This is a genomic window from Binatus soli (SeqCode), assembly GCF_050015535.1.
In the GTDB taxonomy this organism is placed as follows: Bacteria; Desulfobacterota; Binatia; order Binatales; family Binataceae; genus Binatus; species Binatus soli.
Genome location: NZ_JBEKBF010000012.1, coordinates 107,704 through 126,389, shown reverse-complemented (window position 1 = coordinate 126,389; position 18,686 = coordinate 107,704). Strand labels below are relative to the sequence as shown.

14 protein-coding genes are annotated in these 18,686 nt (G+C 61.2%); 8 read left to right on the top strand and 6 right to left on the bottom strand.

What is annotated here, in order from left to right; translation table 11 throughout:
* Positions 1 to 23 precede the first annotated feature (23 nt).
* On the top strand, positions 24 to 1,823 hold the full coding sequence (locus ABR989_RS11020) for an ArnT family glycosyltransferase (RefSeq protein WP_428128409.1): 1,800 nt from the start codon (positions 24 to 26) through the stop codon (positions 1,821 to 1,823).
* 10 nt (positions 1,824 to 1,833) lie between these two features.
* On the opposite strand, the gene dnaN is transcribed toward ABR989_RS11020, so the two are convergent.
* A complete protein-coding gene (gene dnaN, locus ABR989_RS11015) occupies positions 1,834 to 2,976 on the bottom strand; it encodes a DNA polymerase III subunit beta (protein ID WP_428128406.1) in 1,143 nt (380 codons plus the stop codon).
* A 238-nt stretch (positions 2,977 to 3,214) separates the two neighbouring features.
* Entirely contained in the window at positions 3,215 to 4,615 is a 1,401-nt protein-coding gene (gene dnaA, locus ABR989_RS11010; protein ID WP_428128403.1) for a chromosomal replication initiator protein DnaA, read from the bottom strand.
* 599 nt (positions 4,616 to 5,214) lie between these two features.
* On the opposite strand from dnaA, the gene hemL reads away from it, so the two are divergent.
* The 5 genes from hemL (at position 5,215) to ABR989_RS10985 (ending at position 8,300) form a co-directional block, all read left to right on the top strand.
* Entirely contained in the window at positions 5,215 to 6,516 is a 1,302-nt protein-coding gene (gene hemL / locus ABR989_RS11005; protein ID WP_428128400.1) for a glutamate-1-semialdehyde 2,1-aminomutase, read from the top strand.
* Positions 6,446 to 6,742: an AtpZ/AtpI family protein gene (locus ABR989_RS11000; RefSeq protein WP_428128398.1), complete on the top strand. Its 297-nt coding sequence runs from the start codon at positions 6,446 to 6,448 to the stop codon at positions 6,740 to 6,742. Before hemL ends, ABR989_RS11000 begins: the two co-directional genes overlap by 71 nt.
* A gap of 3 nt (positions 6,743 to 6,745) precedes the next feature.
* The gene (locus ABR989_RS10995; RefSeq protein WP_428128396.1) at positions 6,746 to 7,135 is read left to right on the top strand and encodes a hypothetical protein; all 390 of its coding nucleotides are present in this window, start codon (positions 6,746 to 6,748) and stop codon (positions 7,133 to 7,135) included.
* A 24-nt stretch (positions 7,136 to 7,159) separates the two neighbouring features.
* Entirely contained in the window at positions 7,160 to 7,852 is a 693-nt protein-coding gene (atpB, locus tag ABR989_RS10990; RefSeq protein WP_428128394.1) for a F0F1 ATP synthase subunit A, read from the top strand.
* Between the two features lie 109 nt (positions 7,853 to 7,961).
* Positions 7,962 to 8,300 carry an ATP synthase F0 subunit C gene (locus ABR989_RS10985; protein ID WP_428128391.1) on the top strand — a complete coding sequence of 113 codons (339 nt, stop codon included), beginning with the start codon at positions 7,962 to 7,964 and terminating at the stop codon, positions 8,298 to 8,300.
* 75 nt (positions 8,301 to 8,375) lie between these two features.
* Here ABR989_RS10985 and ABR989_RS10980 read toward each other — a convergent pair whose 3' ends face one another.
* Positions 8,376 to 9,191: a Smr/MutS family protein gene (locus ABR989_RS10980; protein ID WP_428128388.1), complete on the bottom strand. Its 816-nt coding sequence runs from the start codon at positions 9,189 to 9,191 to the stop codon at positions 8,376 to 8,378.
* 200 nt (positions 9,192 to 9,391) lie between these two features.
* Here ABR989_RS10980 and ABR989_RS10975 point away from each other — a divergent pair, with 200 nt between their 5' ends.
* Positions 9,392 to 11,827, top strand: a complete 2,436-nt coding sequence (locus ABR989_RS10975) for an AsmA family protein (protein WP_428128386.1) — start codon at positions 9,392 to 9,394, stop codon at positions 11,825 to 11,827.
* 30 nt (positions 11,828 to 11,857) lie between these two features.
* Here the strand turns inward: ABR989_RS10975 and ABR989_RS10970 are convergent, their stop codons facing one another.
* Positions 11,858 to 14,200: an endonuclease MutS2 gene (locus ABR989_RS10970; protein ID WP_428128384.1), complete on the bottom strand. Its 2,343-nt coding sequence runs from the start codon at positions 14,198 to 14,200 to the stop codon at positions 11,858 to 11,860.
* Between the two features lie 92 nt (positions 14,201 to 14,292).
* Between ABR989_RS10970 and ABR989_RS10965 the strand changes: the two genes are divergently transcribed.
* Positions 14,293 to 15,903 (top strand): carboxyl transferase domain-containing protein, encoded by a 1,611-nt coding sequence (locus ABR989_RS10965; RefSeq protein WP_428128382.1) that lies wholly within the window; start codon positions 14,293 to 14,295, stop codon positions 15,901 to 15,903.
* Between the two features lie 14 nt (positions 15,904 to 15,917).
* On the opposite strand, the gene ABR989_RS10960 is transcribed toward ABR989_RS10965, so the two are convergent.
* On the bottom strand, positions 15,918 to 16,985 hold the full coding sequence (locus tag ABR989_RS10960; protein ID WP_428128380.1) for a ligand-gated ion channel: 1,068 nt from the start codon (positions 16,983 to 16,985) through the stop codon (positions 15,918 to 15,920).
* A 6-nt stretch (positions 16,986 to 16,991) separates the two neighbouring features.
* Positions 16,992 to 18,476 carry a class II fumarate hydratase gene (fumC, locus tag ABR989_RS10955; RefSeq protein ID WP_428128379.1) on the bottom strand — a complete coding sequence of 495 codons (1,485 nt, stop codon included), beginning with the start codon at positions 18,474 to 18,476 and terminating at the stop codon, positions 16,992 to 16,994.
* Positions 18,477 to 18,686: the final 210 nt, after the last annotated feature.

Below are 18,686 nucleotides of genomic sequence, written 5' to 3'. Positions count from 1 at the left end.
TGTCATTCCGAGCGAGTCACCGTATGGCAGAGTATCGAGCGCGCCAGTTACAATTCGCTGCTATGGTCTCCGCTTCCGCATCACGCAACCCTGCCGCATTGCAGCACCCGGCCCGCAACGGAAACGATTCGCGATTCCGCCTGCGCGCCGGATGCGTCCTCATTCTCGCCGCGATTCTCTTCTTCGCCCGCCTGGGTGCGCGAGCGCTGTGGTCCTCGGAATTCCGATGGGCTGAAATCGCGCGAGAGATGCTCGTGACGCACAACTACTTCTGGCCGACGATCAACGGTCGCGTCTATTACGACAAGCCGCTCGGCTCCTACTGGCTCGTTATTTTTTCGACACCGTTCACAGGCGGCCTCAACGAGGCTGCCACGCGCCTGCCCTGCGCGATAGCTGGCCTGCTGGCAGTGGCGATACTGATGCTGCTAGTGCGACGCCTCTACGACGCTCGCACCGCGATACTCGGCGGCGTCATCCTCGCGACCAGCTTCAGCTTCGTATTCTTTTCGCGCCACGCCAGTGCCGACGTCGAAACGCTCACCGGTGAACTAGCCGCACTGCTGCTCTTCAATCACAACGAGGAGCGCGGCGGTGGATTGTGGGTTGTCGGCCTATGGCTAATCATGGCGGCGACTTCGCTCACCAAAGGTCTGCTCGGATTCGCGCTGCCGCTATTGGTGATTGGAGTGTATTCATGCCTGCGCGACGGAGTTGTCCCTTTTTTTTCGGCGATTTCCCGTGGCCCTCTCGTTGATCGGATACGATGGCTCGTCGAGCGCAATCGATGGTTCTTCAACTGGTACACTGTCGTCGGCATCGCGTTCGGCGCGCTGGTTTACGGGTTGCCCTTCCAAATCTCGTCGCGCCTGATGGACTCTGAAAAGGGCCTCGAGATGGTGTATCGCGAGAACGTGGTGCGGTTTTTCCACCCCTTCGACCATCGCGGACCTATGTACCTGTATGTCTACGTCATCTTCGCTCTGATGGCCCCGTGGTCAGCGCTGTTGCCCGCGGCCCTGGTAGAAACGCACAGCCTGCGTCATGCCGGAGCCGAGCCTGCTCGCGCGGATCGATTTGCGTTGGTTTATTTCTGGGCGACCTTCATATTTTTCACTGTCTCGGGATCGCGCCGCAGCTACTACATTCTTCCGATTCTGCCCGCCGCGGCGATCCTGGTCGCCAGAACGCTCGCGTATCCAGGCGAATTGCGCTCGATGATCGCCCGGCGTCTGCTGACTATCGGCTACGCGATCGTCGCGTTGGCCGCGCTCGCCAGCATTGTTCTGCTGATTCCTGCCTGGGCGATTCTTCCCAGTCCCTACGATGCGCTCCCGGACCTGCCCGCCAAGCCCGCCTTCATCGTTTTCTGGGTCGTATCGATCGCCGCCGTCGTGTACACGATTCGCAAATTCAGCCCCGATCGCGTGGCACTTTCCTTGGGCGCAATCGCGTATCTTGCGATGGTTTACATCTATATCTTCGCGATGCCTGCGGCGGAGGCTTATCGCGGTGAAAAGCCCTTCGGCTACGCGGTCCTGAACAAGATTGGTGGTTCGACCGACCGGCTCGTGCTGTTCAAGACTGAGGGGCCGCTGTTCTATCTCAATCCGCCAAAGCCAATCCCCGAGTTCGAAAAGAAGCAGGATCTGCAGGATGCGATCGTCAAGGGGAGCGTCCGATGGATGATTGTTCGACGGCGCGATATGCCCAAGCTCGACATTCCCACCACCGTCGAGCTTGGCGAGGCGTCATATCCGTGGGAGACCGACTACAATTACCGAAATAAGGTCGTGCTGGTCCGGGTCGGCAGCGCGCCATAGCAAGCGCGCGTCACAATCGCATCGGCATGACGACGTACGTGTACTGCTGATCCGACTCCGTCCTGATGACGCCCGGGCTGACGTCATCGCTCAGCCCGAGCTCCACGGTCGAATCGTTACCCGGCGGAATTACGCCCAGCGCGTCCTGCACGTATGCTGCATTGAAGCCGATCGCGAATTCTTCGCTCTTGAAATCGACGTCGAGCGACTCGCTTGCTTCACCGGTTTCCGGACTCGTCGATGAAACCGTCAGCGTCCCGGCCGACAGCGCGAATTTGACGCCGTGATAACGTTCGCTTGAGAAAATTGCCGCACGCTTGATTGCCGCGAACAGCAGATCCCGCTTGACGGTAATCTTGTACCTCGACTGCTTGGGGATGACGCCGCGGTAATCGGGGAATTCGCCCTCGACCAGCCGCATCGAGATTTCGGTCGTCCCGCGCTTCAGGTATGCGAGCTGACCTTCGAGGTTCAACCGCACTTCGGCGTCGCTGCTCTCATCCAGAATTTTGCGCAGTTCCGAGAGTCCCTTTCGCGGAATGATCGCGCCGGTCTCCATCCTGAATCCGGGTATTTCGCGCTCGATCATCGCCAGCCGATGGCCGTCCGTCGCGACCATCCGCGCCGATCCCGGAGCGTTGGATTCGACGAACACGCCGCTCAGGTTGTAGCGGGCTTCATCCGGACTGACGGCGAAAATCGTCTTGTCGATCATCCCGGCCAGCACAGCGGCCGGAATCGTCAATTCAGCCTTCAGTTGTTTCTTTGCCGGCGTTGAGTCCTTGCCGGCGCTCTGACTTGGCATGGCAGGGAAGCTGCGCGGATCCAGGCCCATCATTTTGAACTTCGCCCGGCCGCACTTCAGCTCGACCCAATCGTTGTCGAGCGAGGTCAGCGCGACTTCATCGCCTTCGGTCTCGCGCACGATTTCGAAAAGCTTGCGCGCGTTGAGCGTGAGGCTTTTTTCCTTGCCGGAACACGCAACCTGTGTGCGGATTCCGACTTCGAGGTCAGTTGCGCTCAAAGTCAGCGCATTTCCGTCGGGTTCGATCAGAACATGGCCGAGTATCGGAACCGTCGTGCGCCGTTCCACGATGCCCTGCACCAGTCCCAAACCGCTAAGCAGCGAAGCGCGCTCGATGGAGAGTCCCATGAATTGTTAGCCCGTCTCCTGTTCCTGGATCTTAGATCTCTAAAAAAGAATAGCAGTAATAGTAGGAGTTGTGGATTTGTTGATTGATCACGCAAGCGCCCGAAAATGAAAGCCGATCCGCCGCTGAAAAGCTGTCAGCGGAAAAGCGGCTGACCGACAGGGCCGGCCTTGTGCGCACCGGCCCTGTCGATATCGATCGCCTTATGCCCACTTCCTCCACAGCCTCCTCCACATCGACTCACGCGGCATTGGCGCGAATCGATTTAAGCTCGCGCTCGATTTTCTCGATCGAGAGCCGAAATGCCGGATCGCTGGTCACGCGCCGCATGATCAGGTTGTGTGCATGAATCACCGTCGAATGATCGCGCCCGAAATGCTCGCCGATCGTCGGAAACGAGCTGTCAGTCAGCTTGCGGCACAGATACATCGCCACTTGACGGCAAAACGCGATGTGCTGGGTGCGCTTTTTCGACTTCAATTCCGCAAGGCGGATATGGAAAAAATCCGCAACCGTCTTCTGGATCGATTCGACGTCGGGCTTCGCGTCGTGATTGCGAATCAGATCCTGCAGCGCCTGCCGCGCAAAGTCCACCGTGATTGCCGCTTGGTTGAACGAGGCCAGCGCCGCCAGCCGCGTCAGGCATCCCTCCAGCTCGCGCACGTTCGACGAGACACTCTGCGCGATGTACATCGCGACTTCCGGCGCCAGCCGCAGATTATCGAGCACCGCCTTTTTCTGCACGATCGCCACGCGCGTCTCGAGGTCGGGCGGGGCGATATCCGCGATTAATCCCGACTCGAACCGATTGCGCAGCCGGTCCTCGAGCCCGGGGATTTCGCGGGGAACTTTGTCCGAAGTCAGGACGATCTGATGCCGCTCGGCGTGAAGCGCGTTGAAAGTATGGAAGAATTCCTCCTGGGTGCGCTCGCGGCCGGCCAGGAACTGCACGTCGTCGAGGATCAACGTATCGACGCGGCGAAATTTCTCGCGAAACTCGTTCATCTTGTCGCGGCGCAACGAATTGATCATCTCGTTCATGAAAATTTCGGCCGGCATGAACAGAACTTTCCTCGGCCGATCGCCGCTGGCCCAGATATGGTGCCCGATTGCGGTCACCAAGTGGGTCTTGCCGAGGCCGACCCCGCCATAAATGAAGAGCGGGTTGTATTTCTCGCCCGGCTGGTTGGCGACCGCCAGCGCCGCCGCATGCGCGAACTGATTGGCCGATCCGACCACGAACTCCGCGAAACTGTAGCGCGAGTTGAGGGTCGGATGCCGATCTCCACGCGGCGCGGCTGCCGCAGTCGCACGATTCGCCGCGGTCGCCTTGCCATTGCTATTTGCATGGCCGTCGGCATGGCCATTGGTTGGGCGTTGCGGCGGCGTCGCCACGGCAGCATTTTCGCCGAGAGTCAGCCGCACCTCCATTTCCTCGCCCGCCTCCTTTGACAGCGCCGCGCGCATCATGCTCAGGTAACGTTCGTTGATCCAATCGCGGAAAAACCGATTGGGCGCCTCGATTGTGACGGTCGATCCTTGATGAGCGACAAAATTGAGAGGCCCAATCCACGTCTCATAGCCGACCTGCCCCAGCTCATCGCGGATGCGGTCAGCGGCCCTTTGCCACAAACCATTCATATCGTTTCCCCCTGCCAAACCCGGAGCACCCACCATGCTCCGGAACTAGCGCGCAACATCAAATGCCGCGCGAATTACGCACAAGCTTATCCACATCTGTGGATAAGCCCGATTTCCCTTTTTGCAGCCGACAATTTGACCGTGCTCCACGCCGGACTATCAACTTGTCCGGGTTACGATCGGTTTTGTTGAGCTTGAAAGTCTGACCGAGAATGCAAGCGATATACACGCGCTTCAAAGGCATATCCAACGCGCCGCGAGCGAACCCTTTCATCGGAAAATGGTTCTTGGAAATAAAAAGTGTGCGGCCAAGGCAACGTGATAAACTTATTTCGCGGTGAGAACAAGCGCGGAAAAAATTTTGGCGCTATGCGCGCGGATCGAAAAGGAAATTTTTGTCGCGAGCGATCGCGCGCCGCGTGCGCGAAATTTCGCGCGGATCGTGCGATCGCGCAAATCCGCTCTGGAAGCCATCGCGCGCGACCTCAATTTTTCGCGTCGCGTCGCAATTTTGTCTCACGGTGACGCGTGCAATCGAATTTTTCGTCGCGATCGTAAAAAAAACTTTTTGATAGCGCTGGATCCTCGGGAGAATCGCGATGACATCACGCAAAAAATCAGATGAACTCTTCCATCGCGCCAGTGTTAAGATTCCTGGTGCGGTGAATTCTCCCGTTCGCGCGTGGAAGGCCGTCGGCGCGCAGCCGATTTTCATCGAGAGTGGCAGCGGCGCGACTTTGATTGACGCCGATGGAAACAGTTTTCTCGATTACGTTTGCTCCTACGGCCCCGCGATCCTCGGACATGCCCATCCGCGCGTCACCCAAGCCATCGCCGAGCAGGCGCGGCTTGGTCTGGGCTTCGGCGCGCCGACGCGCCTGGAGGTCGAGCTCGCGGAATTGATCTCATCGGCGATCAAATGCGCACAAAAAGTCCGACTTGTCAGTTCGGGAACGGAAGCCGGCCTCACCGCGCTCAGGATCGCGCGCGCGGCGACCGGGCGTCCGAACATAATGAAGTTTGACGGATGCTATCACGGGCATAGCGACTCGATGCTGGTGCGCGCAGGTTCAGGCAGTATGACTTTTGGTCAACCCGACAGCGCCGGCGTTCCATCGGCGCTCGCCGCGATGACGATGGTTGCGCGATATAACTCGATTGAAACAGTTGAAGGATTATTCCGCGCTGCGCCTGACAAAATCGCCGCCGTGATCGTCGAGCCGGTCGCCGCCAACATGGGCGTCGTAAATCCCGACCCCGGCTCGCTGAAAGCTCTCGCCGAAATCGCGCACCACAACGGCGCTCTTCTGATCTGTGACGAGGTTATATCCGGGTTCAGACTCTGCTTCGGATCGGTTGCTGAAAGCATGGGCATCGCGCCCGACCTCATCATGCTCGGGAAAATAATTGGCGGCGGCATGCCGGTGGGTGCAGTCGCCGGCCCGGCCAAGATCATGGACTTGCTCGCACCGGTTGGTCCGGTCTATCAGGCGGGAACGTTGTCGGGAAATCCGATTTCGGTTCGCGCCGGACTCGAAACGCTTTCGATTCTAAAGGAAACCAATCCGTACGCCGCGCTCGACGCCGCCGGCGCGCGCCTTGAAGCCGGACTGCGCGACGCAGTGAAAAAAAATGGCGAGTCGGGATGCGTCAACCGCGCAGGGTCCTTGCTGACGATGTTCATCGGTCCCGAGCGCGTACGCGACGCCGACGAGGCTCGCGCGTGCGACTCCGGCAAATTCGCGAAGTTCTTCCACGGGATGCTGGATCGCGGGATAAATATACCGCCGTCGCAGTTCGAGGCCATGTTCATCTCCACCGCGCATACCAATGCCGACATCGACCGCACTATTGCCGCCGCTCGCGAATCTCTCGGCGATCTCGCGCGAGGGAAATCTTAAGACCGGGATGGCGCTAAGCCCCGGCAGAATGATGCGGTTCGCCGCGATCGGCTTCGAGTTCGCGTGGCCGATGGTCGCGGGCGCAATTATCGGGCATTACCTTGATCTTTACTTTCACACCGACCCCTGGCTGACGCTCGTGATGTTCCTGCTCGGGGTCTTCATCGGCTTCTACCGGCTGATCCAGGAACTCGCTCTCTTTCAGCGCGAGAACCGGGAGTCTTGATTCATGTTCTCGTGGTCAACGCCGACGATTTTGTCGATCCAGCGCACCAACGTCATCCTCGTCGTGGTCAGCGCCGCGATTCTCGCTTTGTTCGCCTCGATGTCCGTGGCAGTGGGATGCATCCTGGGGGGAGCAGTAGTGATCGCAAATTTATGGATCTTGTCGGTGCTCGGCGGCCTTATCCTGGCTGCGTCCGGCGCCGGAATTTCCGGCGTGGCCGCCAAGTTAGGCATGCTTGCGCTTCCGCTGAAGCTGCTGATCATCGTCGGTCTGGTCTATCTTGTTTTCACCCGCGCGCGAGTTGACGGGATGGGCTTTGGCGTCGGCGTCTTGACTCAGATGGCGGCTATCATTATTGAAACCGGGCGGGCTTCGGTTCGCGGCGCCGCCTGAATCAGCGTCGGCGGAGAAATCTTCTTGCAAAAGTCGGTAAATTTCCTCGAACTGATCGGTGGCGGCAGGATCCCCGAGGTGCTAATCGGCACCTGGATCGTGATGGGCATCCTCATCGTGTTTGGATTTATCGCGCGAGCGTCGATTGCCGGCGTTGCCGACCCGCTAATCCCTGATGAAGGGATCAGCATCCGCTCGGTCTCCGAGATGATCGTCGAATGGCTCGACAGTTTCGTGAGTGAAGTCACCGAGATGCACGGGTCGCGCGCGATGGTCCCGTTCTTCGGATGCATCTTCATGTTCATCCTGTTCGCCAACTTCTTCGGATTGATACCGGGGATGGAGCCTCCTACCGCCGACTCCGACCTGACCTTCGCGCTCGGCATCGTCTGCTTCGGCTATTACATCTACCAGGGCTTCGCCTCGAAGGGCGTCCGGTATCTGAGAAGTTTTCTCGGCCCATATCTGCCGTTGGCGGTGCTGATGATGCCGATCGAGCTGGCCGACAATCTGTTCCGTCCTTTTTCGCTCGGCATTCGTCTTTACGCCAACATGTTTGCCGACCATACCGTGCTCAGCATTTTCACCGGGCTGACGTGGCTCGTCGTACCGCTTGCATTCTATGCGCTCGGCTCGATCGTATGCGTGATCCAGGCGGTCATCTTCGTGGTTCTATCGATGAGTTACGTTCGACTCGCCGCGAGTCACGATCATTAGCAGAGGATTTTTCGCGCCAGGGATTCCGCCCGAAAATTGTGGTGGTAGAGGAAGAGATGCGGCCGGCTGCGGCACCCAGGGCGCGCGAAAAAGAAGGAGGATCGACAAAATGTTACGACGGATTGGAACTGTAATGACGATGGCCGGGATGGCCATCCTCGCATCTCCCCTGCTGGCGATGGCGCAGCAGGCGGCAGGGGCCGCAGGATCGGGCGCGCCGCTTCGGGACGGCCTGATCGCAATCGCCGCGAATATCGGCATCGGTATCGCGGCGTTCGGCAGCGCGCTTGCCCAGGGCAGGATGGCGGCCTCCGCGATGGAGTCCATAGGGCGCAACCCGAACAGCGCCGGTCAGATCTTCGTGCCGATGATCATCGGCCTCGCGTTCATCGAAGCGCTGACCCTGTACGCGCTCGTGATCGCATTCTTCCTGCAGGCGAAGATCTAGCGATTACCGACTCGGACAATGTCAATGTCGTAGTGACAGCGGGGCCCGAGCGGGCCCCGTTTCTTTTTTTGTTGGCTATCCGCGGCGCTTGGCGCCCTGCAGAATGTCGAACGGCGCGCGGCTTTTTTCACGCTTCAACAACACGTACGTCGCTCCGGCGCCGCCGTCGGCAGGGCGGGCGGTCGTGAATGCCAACACGTGCCCGCCGATGGCGCCATGCGAGAGCCATCCGGCAGACGCGTGCTTGAGGACAGAATGCCCGCCGGGAGATCGCAGTCCGCGTCCATGCACGACCAGCACAGTGCGCAGCCCCTTGCGAATCGAGGCGATGATGAACTCCTTGAGCGCTTGCTTGGCGGCGCCCTGGATCATGCCGTGCATATCGAAATGCGCCTGCACGGCGAACTCGCCGCGGCGAAGCTGTGAGACCAGCCGCGGGTCCAGTCCGACGCGGTATCCCTCGAGGTATTCGTCCGACTCGGTGATGTCGAAGGGCGCCTGTCCCGATACCAGGTCCGACAATTGCGCGACTACCTCCGCGTCCTCATCGACGATCGTGTGAGTCACGGGAGGTTCAAGAGGTATCCGCGACCTGCGATGGCCGTTGCTATTCAGCGGGCGCACGCCCTCGAACGCCCGGCGGAGGAAAGACTCGTCGTCGAGCAAGTCGTCATGTAAGTCATCCGCGGGTTGCGCGGGTTTTTCGACGACCGGCACGGGCGGCGTCGCGGGCTTGGGCTTGATTGCCGGGGGCGAAGGCGACACCTCTCGCTCGGCGAGCATTTTCTTCAGGTCTTTGAATGGCGACGAAAAGACCCGCGCGGGCGCCGGCGGCCTTCGCTCGCCGTCTCGCTCGTCATCTTGGCGGCGATGCTTTCGCTTTTTTGCCATCGGAAGGAGCCGCAGGTCCGGGATACGTGCACGGCTAAACAGACTACGCCGAGGACGCAATGCGGTTCAAACCGCGGACGCGATCTGAAGCGATCGGACAGGAAAATCGTCTGCGCGAATGATGCGCGTTCGGCGCGCATCGACTACACTTGCCGGCGTGTCGCGAACCACTCGAAGTTGCCTGATGTGAGGACCCTCATATGCGTCGTGTCATTGTAGCCGCCGCCGCAATTGTCGGGGCCGTCGTGATTTTCGCCGGCGCGATCTTCTTCTATGCCGCGGCCAACCTCAACTCGATCATCGCCGAGCGCCGCCAGCCCATCCTGGACAAGGTCAGCACCGCGCTCGGTCGCAATGTTCACATCGACGACATCAAAGTGAGCCTCGGCTGGGGAATCCTCGCCGACGTGACCGGTGTCCAGGTGGCGGACGACCCCGACATCTCGAAAAAGCCCTTCATCGAGGCGAGCAACGTTTACACCCGGCTGGAACTGATACCGCTGCTGGCGCGCCGGATCGAAGTCACCGAAGTCGTGCTCGACCAGCCGGTAATCCGAATCGTTCAGACTCGCGACGGCACTCTCAACGTCTCCACGCTCGGCAGGAAAAAAATCGTCACCGAAGAGGAGTCGGGCGAAGGCAAGCGCAAGAAGGGCAGGGGCACGATCGGAGGCTCGCCGATGGCCGAATCGGGCCGGGCGCCTTCGACGCTGGGCTCGCTGTTCGTGCAGAATTTCACGGTCAATGACGGCACTTTGACTTTTGAGACGCAGGGTGCGCCGCAAGCCGCCACCGTCAACGCGATCGACCTCAAGGTCCGCGACTTCGGCTTTCTGGCGCCCTTCACCGTCGCGCTCACCTTCGCCGCACTCGCCGACCAGCAGAATTTCGACCTCTCCGCGACGATTGGGCCTCTAATCAACAACGGCGCCATCGACCTCGACGCGATTGCGCTGTCGGGCACGGCCAAGGTCGGCCCGATTCTACTGACGCAACTCGAAACGATCCCGATGCTCGCGAGAGCCATCCCGCCGAACCTTTCGATTTCCGACCCGTTCAGCTTCGCCGCCTCCGCCGACGGCACTGTTCAATCGATCAAATTCAACGTCTCGAGCGATTTGAGCGCGCCCGCAATCGCCTTCGGCGACACGTTTAAAAAGCCCGCCGACCTGCCGCTCAAGATATCCGCCGAAGGTTCGCGGACAGGCTCTGCGGCCGGCGTGACGCTCGCCAATGTCACTCTCGGCGACCTCGAAGCGAAGGTGGCCAACATTAAAGTCGGGGGCGCCACGACCGCGGCCCGCATCGATACCAACAACTTCGATGTCGCTTCGATCGCGAACATGATCCCGGCACTCCGCGAATACAGCCTCGAGGGCAGGACCGAGATTCATACCGACGTGGCGATCACGGGCGGTAAAGTGTCGGCGGACGGCACGGTCGCGCTCGCCGATGTCGGATTGTCCATCCCCGATCAGGAAGTGCCGCCGCTGAACCGTCTCGGCGGTAACATCAAGCTCACCGGCGCCAGCGCCGACGTTGGCCCGCTGACATTCAACATGGGCGAGTCGCAGGCAACGTTGAAGTCGCATGTCGGTCAGTTTCAGCCATTGGTCATGAGCTATGAGCTGAATGCGGCCCAGGTTCATCTGGCCGATCTCGCGCCCTCGCGGCCGCCGGACGAGGTGATCAACCAGCTTTTTGCCAAGGGCGCTGCCTCGATTGCTCCGGCGACGGGTCCGGTCGTCGATTCCGAAATCACGTCGCCATCGGGCAACCTCGCCGACGTCCCATACCAGAACCTGAACGTGTCGCTGTCGCTGGCGGGCAAACTCGCCCGGGTGTCCCTGCTCAAGTTAAAGGCATTTTCGGGCGAAATCGTCGCGACGGGAGACACGCGGCTCGAGGCGGAGGCGCCGATGACGGCGTCGATCAGTTTCTCCCATCTCAATCTTCAGCAGGCACTCGACGCGCAAAATTCCAAGGCCGCCGGGACTGTTCGCGGGTCGCTCGGTGGAAACATCAACGTCACCGGAAAGACCGGCAGCTTCGATGAGATGAAGCCCACGCTAAAGGGTGACGGCAAGCTGACGCTGACCGACGGCAAGCTGGTCGGCGTCAACATCGGCGGTCAGGCGCTCAAGAAGGTGCAGAAACTGCCAGCTATCGGCAGTCTGGTTCCGGATCGGGTCGTCAAGAACCATCCCGAGCTGTTCAGCAACCCCGACACCGACATCCAGCTTGCGAGTCTGAGCTTCGTGCTCGCCGGTCCGCGAATTACGTCGCACGACATCAAGGTGCAAACGGTGGATTACAATCTGCTCGGCGACGGATGGTTCGACATGGACAAAAATATCGATCTCGCGGCGCGAATCGTGCTCTCGCCGCAATTCAGCAAGGAGCTGATCGAGCAGAAGAAGGCGGTCGCGTTCATCGCGAATCCGGACGGACAAATCGACGTCCCGCTGCAAATCGTCGGGCAATTGCCAAAGCCGAAGGTCCTGCCCAACATGACGGAACTTGCCAGTCGCGCTGCAACTCACGCGGTCCAGTCGGAGGGGCAGAAGTACCTCGGTAAAATTTTTGGCAAGAAGGGACTTCCGGGAGGATTGGGAAAATTTCTCGGCGGCAATTAGGGTGGAGGAAATTCTTCTAGCGCGCGCCGCCTACAAATTCATCTGCACGATCGTCGCGCCCGCGCCGCCGTGATGCGGTTCCGCGCCGCGGAACGACGCGCAATACGGCGACGTGCCCAGGTATTCCGTCACCGCTTTCCTTAGCGCGCCCGATCCAATCCCGTGGATAATCCGCACCTCCGCGCGATTGGTCAGGAATGCGGTGTCGAGAAATTCCTCGAGCTTGCGCAGCGCGTCCGTAGTTCGCATCCCGATCAGGTTCAACTCGTTGCGCTCCCCGCCCTCGACGTTGAAGGTGACGGTCGCCGCCTTGGTCCGCGCGGGGCGATTTTCCGGCGCGCTCGCCGCCGCCCTGCGCAGCCGCTCGGGCGCGACTTCGATCCTCAGGCCGCCCCGGCTGATTACAGCACGTCCCGATTCGAGCACGATCAATTCGCCGCGGATGTCGCCTATCTCGACGCTATCCCCGACCTTGAGCGGCGCATCGGACCGGGGTCCGGTTTTGTCTTCCGCAGCCGGCGCGAGGCTCTCGAGTTTCGCCGCCGCTTTCGTGATGAACCCCTTCAAGTCGGTGCGCGATTTCGTCCGGGTTTTCAACTCATCCATCAGCGCCGCACCGTCGCGCCTGATCTCCTCGATCAGGTCCGCGACTTCGGCGCGCAGCCGCTTGCGTTCCAGCTCGCCGCGCTCGCGCGTTTTTTCAGCGCTCTGAAGTACTTCCTGCTCGATGCGAGCTAGGCCGGCCTCGCGCTCGCGCAATTTTTCGGCCTGCGCATTCAGCTTGGCGCGCTCGCCGTCCAATCTTTTCAGCGCGTCGGTGAGCTCGAGGGTCCCGGCGCCCATCGATTGTTCGGCGGCGCGAATTATTTCCTCGGGCAGTCCGAGCCTGCGCGCGACCGCGAGTCCGTAACTCTGCCCGATCGTGTGCGGTTTCAGGCGATACAACGGCTCCAGGCGCTCGGCGTCGAAATCCACCGCGGCGGCCTCGAACCCGGCTTGCGAGTATGCGTGGAGCTTCACCGCGGTCGAATGCGTCGCGATCGCCAGCATGCAGCGCCGCGTCCCGAGATGGTTCATCAGGCCGATCGCGAGCGCCGCGCCCTCGGCGGGGTCGGTGCCGGCGCCCGGCTCGTCGAGAATGACCAGCGCCGGCTCGACCAGCGATCTGATTATCTCCGACAAGTTTGCGATATGCCCTGAAAAGCTCGACAGGTTGGATTCGATGGACTGTTCGTCGCCGATGTCGGCGAACACGCTGCGAAAAACCGTCGCCTTGCTGCCGGCGAGCGCCGGAATCAGCATCCCCGCCTGCGCCATCAGCGACAGCAGCCCGACCGTCTTGAGCGCGACCGTTTTGCCGCCCGTGTTCGGCCCCGAGATGACTATCCCGCGCTGTCCGGCCCCGATTTTCACGTCGATCGGGATCACCTCGCGGCCGCTGGTCATCAGCAGCGGATGCCGCGCGCCGATAAAATCGATTCCCTCGTCCACCAGCTCCGGCTCGACGCATCGAAATCGCTCGGCGAAAATCGCGCGCGCGTTGAGCGCGTCGAGCGCCACCATCGCGTCGAACGTGAGTTGCAGTTCCGGCGCGTATCCGCCGACCATCGCCGTCAGCCGCGCGAGGATTCGTGTTTCTTCCGCCTCCGCTTCGCGTTCGAGCATCATCAACCGGTTGTTCAGCTCGACGGCCCACATCGGCTCGACGAACAGCGTCTCGCCCGAAACGCTGCGGTCCTGAACGATTCCTTCGAACCGTTCCGCGTAGTTCAGCTTCATCGGCAGCACGAAGCGTCGATTGCGAATCGTCACGATGTAATCGGATACGAATGACTCCATGCCCGGCGCGTTGAGCGAGCGCAGCAGGCGCGCTTCGAGTTCGGCGCGTTCGTCGCGCAGCCTGCTGCGCAGACGTTTCAGCTCGCGGCTTGCGTCGTCCAGGATTCCACCGTCGTCAGCCAGCGCACCGAGCATCGCGTCGGCCAGTTCCTTTGGCGCGAGCAGGTTATGCACCAACGCCGCGACATGCGGGAAGCGCTCGACGCGTGAGCGGATGAAGCCGCCGACGTGGCGCGCCCCCACGATGAAATCGCGCACTTTCACCAGCGCTTCGCCGCCGAGGATCGCACCCGCGCGCGCCGCCGCCAGCAGGTACGGCCGCTGATCGGTGAATTCGCTTATCGGGATCGAGCCGGCATGCGATCTCAGCCCGGCCATCTCGGCCGTCGAATCAAGCCGGCGGCGCACTTCGACCGCGTCGATCGACGGGCGCAGTGCGGCGGTTGCCTCGCGCCCCGGCTCGGAGGCGCAAAACTCCATCACGAGGTGAATCACCTTGTCGAACTCGAGCGCTTTCAGATCGCGTTCTCGCATCGCATCGGAGCCGCCCGGCTTTTTGCCTATTGGCCCGGCCCTCAGGCTAATATCTAGCCCAACTTTGGTCCGCAGGCATCAAGGATACTCAAATGGATCGGATAGAATCCCAGCTGAACGCCAACTCCGAAGAGTTTCGCCGCAACCGCGACGCCATGGACTCGCTGGTCAAGCGCCTGCGTGACGAAATCGAGCGGATTCGCCTGGGTGGTCCCGCTCCCGCTCGCGAGCGCCACGTCGAACGCGGCAAGTTGCTCGCGCGCGATCGCGTCAAAAAACTTCTCGACCCCGGCAGTCCGTTCCTCGAGCTGTCCCCGCTGGCCGCGTTTCGGATGTACGACGGCGACTCGCCGTCCGCGAGCATCATCACTGGCATCGGTCGAATCCATGGCCGCGAGACCGTCATCGTCGCCAACGACGCGACCGTCAAAGGCGGCACATATTTTCCGATGACCGTGAAGAAGCATCTCCGCGCGCAGCAAATCGCGATCGAGAATATGCTCCCATGCGTTTATCTGGTCGATTCGGGCGGCGCCTTCCTGCCGATGCAGTCCGAGATTTTTCCCGATCAGGATCACTTCGGGCGCATCTTTTACAACCAGGCGCGGATGTCCGCGATCGGCCTGGCGCAGGTCGCGGTCGTGATGGGCAGTTGCACGGCCGGCGGCGCCTACGTGCCCGCGATGTGCGACGAGAACGTCATCGTCCGCGGCCAGGGGACGATCTTCCTGGCTGGTCCGCCTCTGGTGCGCGCCGCAACCGGCGAGGAGGTCAGCGCCGAGGATCTCGGCGGCGGCGACGTGCATACGCGACTCTCCGGCGTCAGCGATCACCTGGCCGACGACGACGACCACGCGCTCCAGATTGCGCGCGCGATCTTCGAGAATCTCGGCCCTCGCACCGCCGCCGCGATCGGGCAGGACACCCCCGAGGATCCGCACTACGATCCCGCCGAACTGTACGGCATCATCCCGGTCGATACGCGCAGGCCCTACGACGTGCGCGAGGTGATCGCGCGGCTGGTTGACGGGAGCCGGATGCATGAGTTCAAGGCGCGTTACGCCACCTCCATCGTCACCGGCTTCGCCCGAATCTACGGCTATCCCGTCGGCATCGTCGCCAACAACGGCGTGCTGTTCAGCGAGTCCGCGCTGAAGGCCGCCCACTTCATCGAATTGTGCTGCGCGCGGCGCATCCCGCTGCTCTTCCTGCAAAACATCACCGGCTTCATCGTCGGCAAACGCTACGAACAGGGCGGCATCGCGAAGGACGGCGCCAAGATGGTCAACGCGGTCGCCAACGCGCAGGTCCCGAAGTTCACCGTGATCATCGGCGCGTCCAACGGCGCCGGAAATTACGGGATGTGCGGGCGCGCCTACTCGCCGCGATTGCTCTTCATGTGGCCCAACGCGCGGATCTCGGTGATGGGGGGGGAACAAGCCGCGAACACGCTGCTCACGGTCAAGCTCGATCAGTTGAAACGCGAAGGCGCCACGATGACCGACGCGGAGCAAAAGGAATTTCTCCGTCCCACGCTCGACAAGTACGAGATCGAGTCGAGCGTCTATTACTCGAGCGCGCGGTTATGGGACGACGGCGTGCTCGATCCCGTCGAAACGCGCGCTGCGCTGGCGCTGGGGATCGCGGCCTCGATGAACGCGCCGATTTCCGAGCACCCCGGCTTCGGCGTCTTCAGGATGTAAGCCGCCGCGCGTTCCTACCACCCCAGGAAATGCACCGCGATGATGACGTTGGTCACCGCGAACGACGCCGGGATCACCCATCGCGAGTACCTGCGAATCCGCATCCCCAAATCGCGCCGCGCCTCCGAGCGATGCGTCACGTGGACCGTCATCAGTTCCACCACCGCAAGGAAAACATAGATGTAGCACTCCAGGAAAAACGCATCGATGTACGTCAGGTAGGGCAGCCGCGGCATCGTCGCGGAGATCGCAAACGCGAACGCAATCACAGTCAGAATCGTCGTGACCGCGACCTGGACCTGGTTCGACAGGTCGTTCTCCTCGATCCAGAAGACCGCCCACGACAAAAACACCATCAGCAGCAGCGGCAGGAACACTTTCCACAAATAGAAGCTCGAGCGCCGCTCGACGTCGATTTCGAACCTGGCTTCCGGCATGGTGAGCCCGCCGTAGGTCGGCGCGATAAGCAGCTCCGAGTGCATCGAGGTCAGATGCCACTGCGCCAGCGAGGAGTAGGTCTTGAATTCGCTGGCGGTCCACGTCGAGGTTTCGTCCTGACGGAACTTCATCCGCGGTCCGTCCACCAGGAAGGGATGGATGATGACTATCAGCCGCTGCTGATCGAACGGGAAGCGTCTCAGGTCGAACTTCGACGACAGGCTTGCGCTGAAGCGCTCCGCGTATCTCACCGTGCCGTCCGGGCTTACCATGATCGCGATTTCGCTGCGCGAGCGGGGAGCCGCGGCGTTGATCATCTCCAGTTGAGGCACCCAGATCTGCCCATTCGCGTAGCTGCGCATCCGGTCGTCAGGTCCCTCCGGGGCATGGGCGAGCCGCTGGTCGATCCATCGCGCATACAGGTAGCCGTCGAGCCGAAACTGCTCGCTGACTTCGTCGATCGCGGCGATATTGATGACATGCAGGCCGATCACGACGTCGATCGGTTTGCCGTTTTCAAATGGCGGTTGCAGGATCGGATCGGTCGCGATGCCGGTCGGAGTTTGTGCCGCGTGGGCCGCTACCGGCGACAGCGTCGCGCCGACTACGATTGCAAGCGCAAAAGCAACGATCCCCAGCCGCATTCCGGCTCAGCCTTCCGGCGCAAGCATTTTGTCCGCCCGCACCAGCCGGTCGAACTCCTCTCCCTTGAGCAGCTTCAACCCAATCGTGGCCTCGCGCAGCGTGATTCCTTCCGCGTGAGCCTTCTTGGCGACCTTCGCCGCGTTGTCGTAGCCGATATGCGGGCTCAGCGCCGTCACCAGCATCAACGAATTTGCGACGTTGCGCTGTAGCTGTTCGCGATTCGGCTCGATCCCTTCGACGCAGTACTTGCTGAACGACGCGCACGAATGCGCCAGCAGCTTCGTCGAATGCAAAAAATTGTGGATGATGATCGGTTTGAAGACGTTGAGCTCGAAATTCCCCTGCGAGCCGGCCATCGTGATCGCCGTGTCGTTGCCGATCGTCTGGATGCAGACCATCGTCATCGCCTCGCTCTGCGTCGGGTTCACCTTGCCCGGCATGATCGACGAGCCCGGCTCGTTCTCCGGCAGGATTAATTCTCCCAGGCCGGTGCGCGGTCCCGAGCCCATCCAGCGGACGTCGTTGGCGATCTTCATCAGCGAAACCGCCAGCGTCTTGAGCGCTCCAGAAGCCGCCACCAGCGCATCGTGCGCCGCCAGCGCCGCAAACTTGTTCGGCGCCGACTTAAACGGCAGCCCCGTGTACGCCGCGATCTTTGCAGCCGTGCGATCCGCAAACTCCCGATGCGTATTGAGCCCGGTGCCGACCGCCGTGCCGCCAATCGCCAGTTCGAGTAAGTCCGGCAGCGCCGCTTCGATTCGCTTCAAATCGTAGTCGAGCTGCGAGACGTAGCCCGAGAATTCCTGCCCCAGCGTCAGCGGCACCGCATCCATCAGATGCGTGCGGCCGATCTTCACGATGCCGGCGAACTCGGCGGCTTTGCGGGCGAGCGCGTCGCGCAGCTTTCGCAGCGACGGAATCAGGTCGTGCGTGACTTCCTCGGCTGCCGCAATATGCATCGCAGTCGGAAAAGTGTCGTTCGACGACTGCGACATGTTCACGTCGTCGTTGGGATGGATCGGCTTTTTGCTGCCGAGCACGCCGCCGGCCATCTCGATCGCGCGATTCGAGATGACTTCGTTGGCGTTCATGTTGGTCTGCGTGCCGCTGCCGGTCTGCCAGATGCGCAGCGGAAAGTGATCGTCAAGTTTGCCCGCGATCACTTCTTCGGCGGCCGCGGTCACCAGCTTGGCCTTGTCGGGCGGCAACTTGCCGAGATCGCGATTAACTTCCGCCGCCGCCTTCTTCAAAATCCCGAACGCGCGCACCACCGAACGCGGCATCCGATCGAATCCGATCGCGAAGTGCAGCAGAGATCGCTCGGTCTGCGCCCCCCAGTAGCGGTCGCACGCGACCTCGATCGCACCCATGCTGTCGGTTTCGACGCGCTTGCCGGTCTGCGGCGCCTTGCCGGCCCCGGCCGGCGTCGCGGTCACTGCGCGCTTGGCGATGCTGGCCTTGCGCATCTTTGATCTCGAATTTGTTGCCATCTTTTATATCCCCTGTTGGATTTCCAACGCCCTCGCGGCGACTATTCTAACCCGGCTGGCGCGCGATGACAGTGGTTCCCCATCGCGATTCGCCCCGGATGCTCTTTTCAAAGGCGCTGTGCCGATATAGGTTATGTCGCATACTTTGACAATAGCGGCTAATTTTAGATCGAGATATTTTTAAGCACTGATTTTAGGAGAAATTGCCAA

Excerpts from the sequence above, each read along its gene's own strand:
- ABR989_RS11020 (WP_428128409.1), top strand. The coding sequence starts at position 24 with ATGGCAGAGTATCGAGCGCGCCAGTTACAATTCGCTGCTATGGTCTCC.
- dnaN (WP_428128406.1), bottom strand. The coding sequence starts at position 2,976 with ATGGGACTCTCCATCGAGCGCGCTTCGCTGCTTAGCGGTTTGGGACTG.
- dnaA (WP_428128403.1), bottom strand. The coding sequence starts at position 4,615 with ATGAATGGTTTGTGGCAAAGGGCCGCTGACCGCATCCGCGATGAGCTG.
- hemL (WP_428128400.1), top strand. The coding sequence starts at position 5,215 with ATGACATCACGCAAAAAATCAGATGAACTCTTCCATCGCGCCAGTGTT.
- ABR989_RS11000 (WP_428128398.1), top strand. The coding sequence starts at position 6,446 with ATGCCGACATCGACCGCACTATTGCCGCCGCTCGCGAATCTCTCGGCG.
- ABR989_RS10995 (WP_428128396.1), top strand. The coding sequence starts at position 6,746 with ATGTTCTCGTGGTCAACGCCGACGATTTTGTCGATCCAGCGCACCAAC.
- ABR989_RS10985 (WP_428128391.1), top strand. The coding sequence starts at position 7,962 with ATGTTACGACGGATTGGAACTGTAATGACGATGGCCGGGATGGCCATC.
- ABR989_RS10980 (WP_428128388.1), bottom strand. The coding sequence starts at position 9,191 with ATGGCAAAAAAGCGAAAGCATCGCCGCCAAGATGACGAGCGAGACGGC.
- ABR989_RS10975 (WP_428128386.1), top strand. The coding sequence starts at position 9,392 with ATGCGTCGTGTCATTGTAGCCGCCGCCGCAATTGTCGGGGCCGTCGTG.
- ABR989_RS10970 (WP_428128384.1), bottom strand. The coding sequence starts at position 14,200 with ATGCGAGAACGCGATCTGAAAGCGCTCGAGTTCGACAAGGTGATTCAC.
- ABR989_RS10965 (WP_428128382.1), top strand. The coding sequence starts at position 14,293 with ATGGATCGGATAGAATCCCAGCTGAACGCCAACTCCGAAGAGTTTCGC.
- ABR989_RS10960 (WP_428128380.1), bottom strand. The coding sequence starts at position 16,985 with ATGCGGCTGGGGATCGTTGCTTTTGCGCTTGCAATCGTAGTCGGCGCG.
- fumC (WP_428128379.1), bottom strand. The coding sequence starts at position 18,476 with ATGGCAACAAATTCGAGATCAAAGATGCGCAAGGCCAGCATCGCCAAG.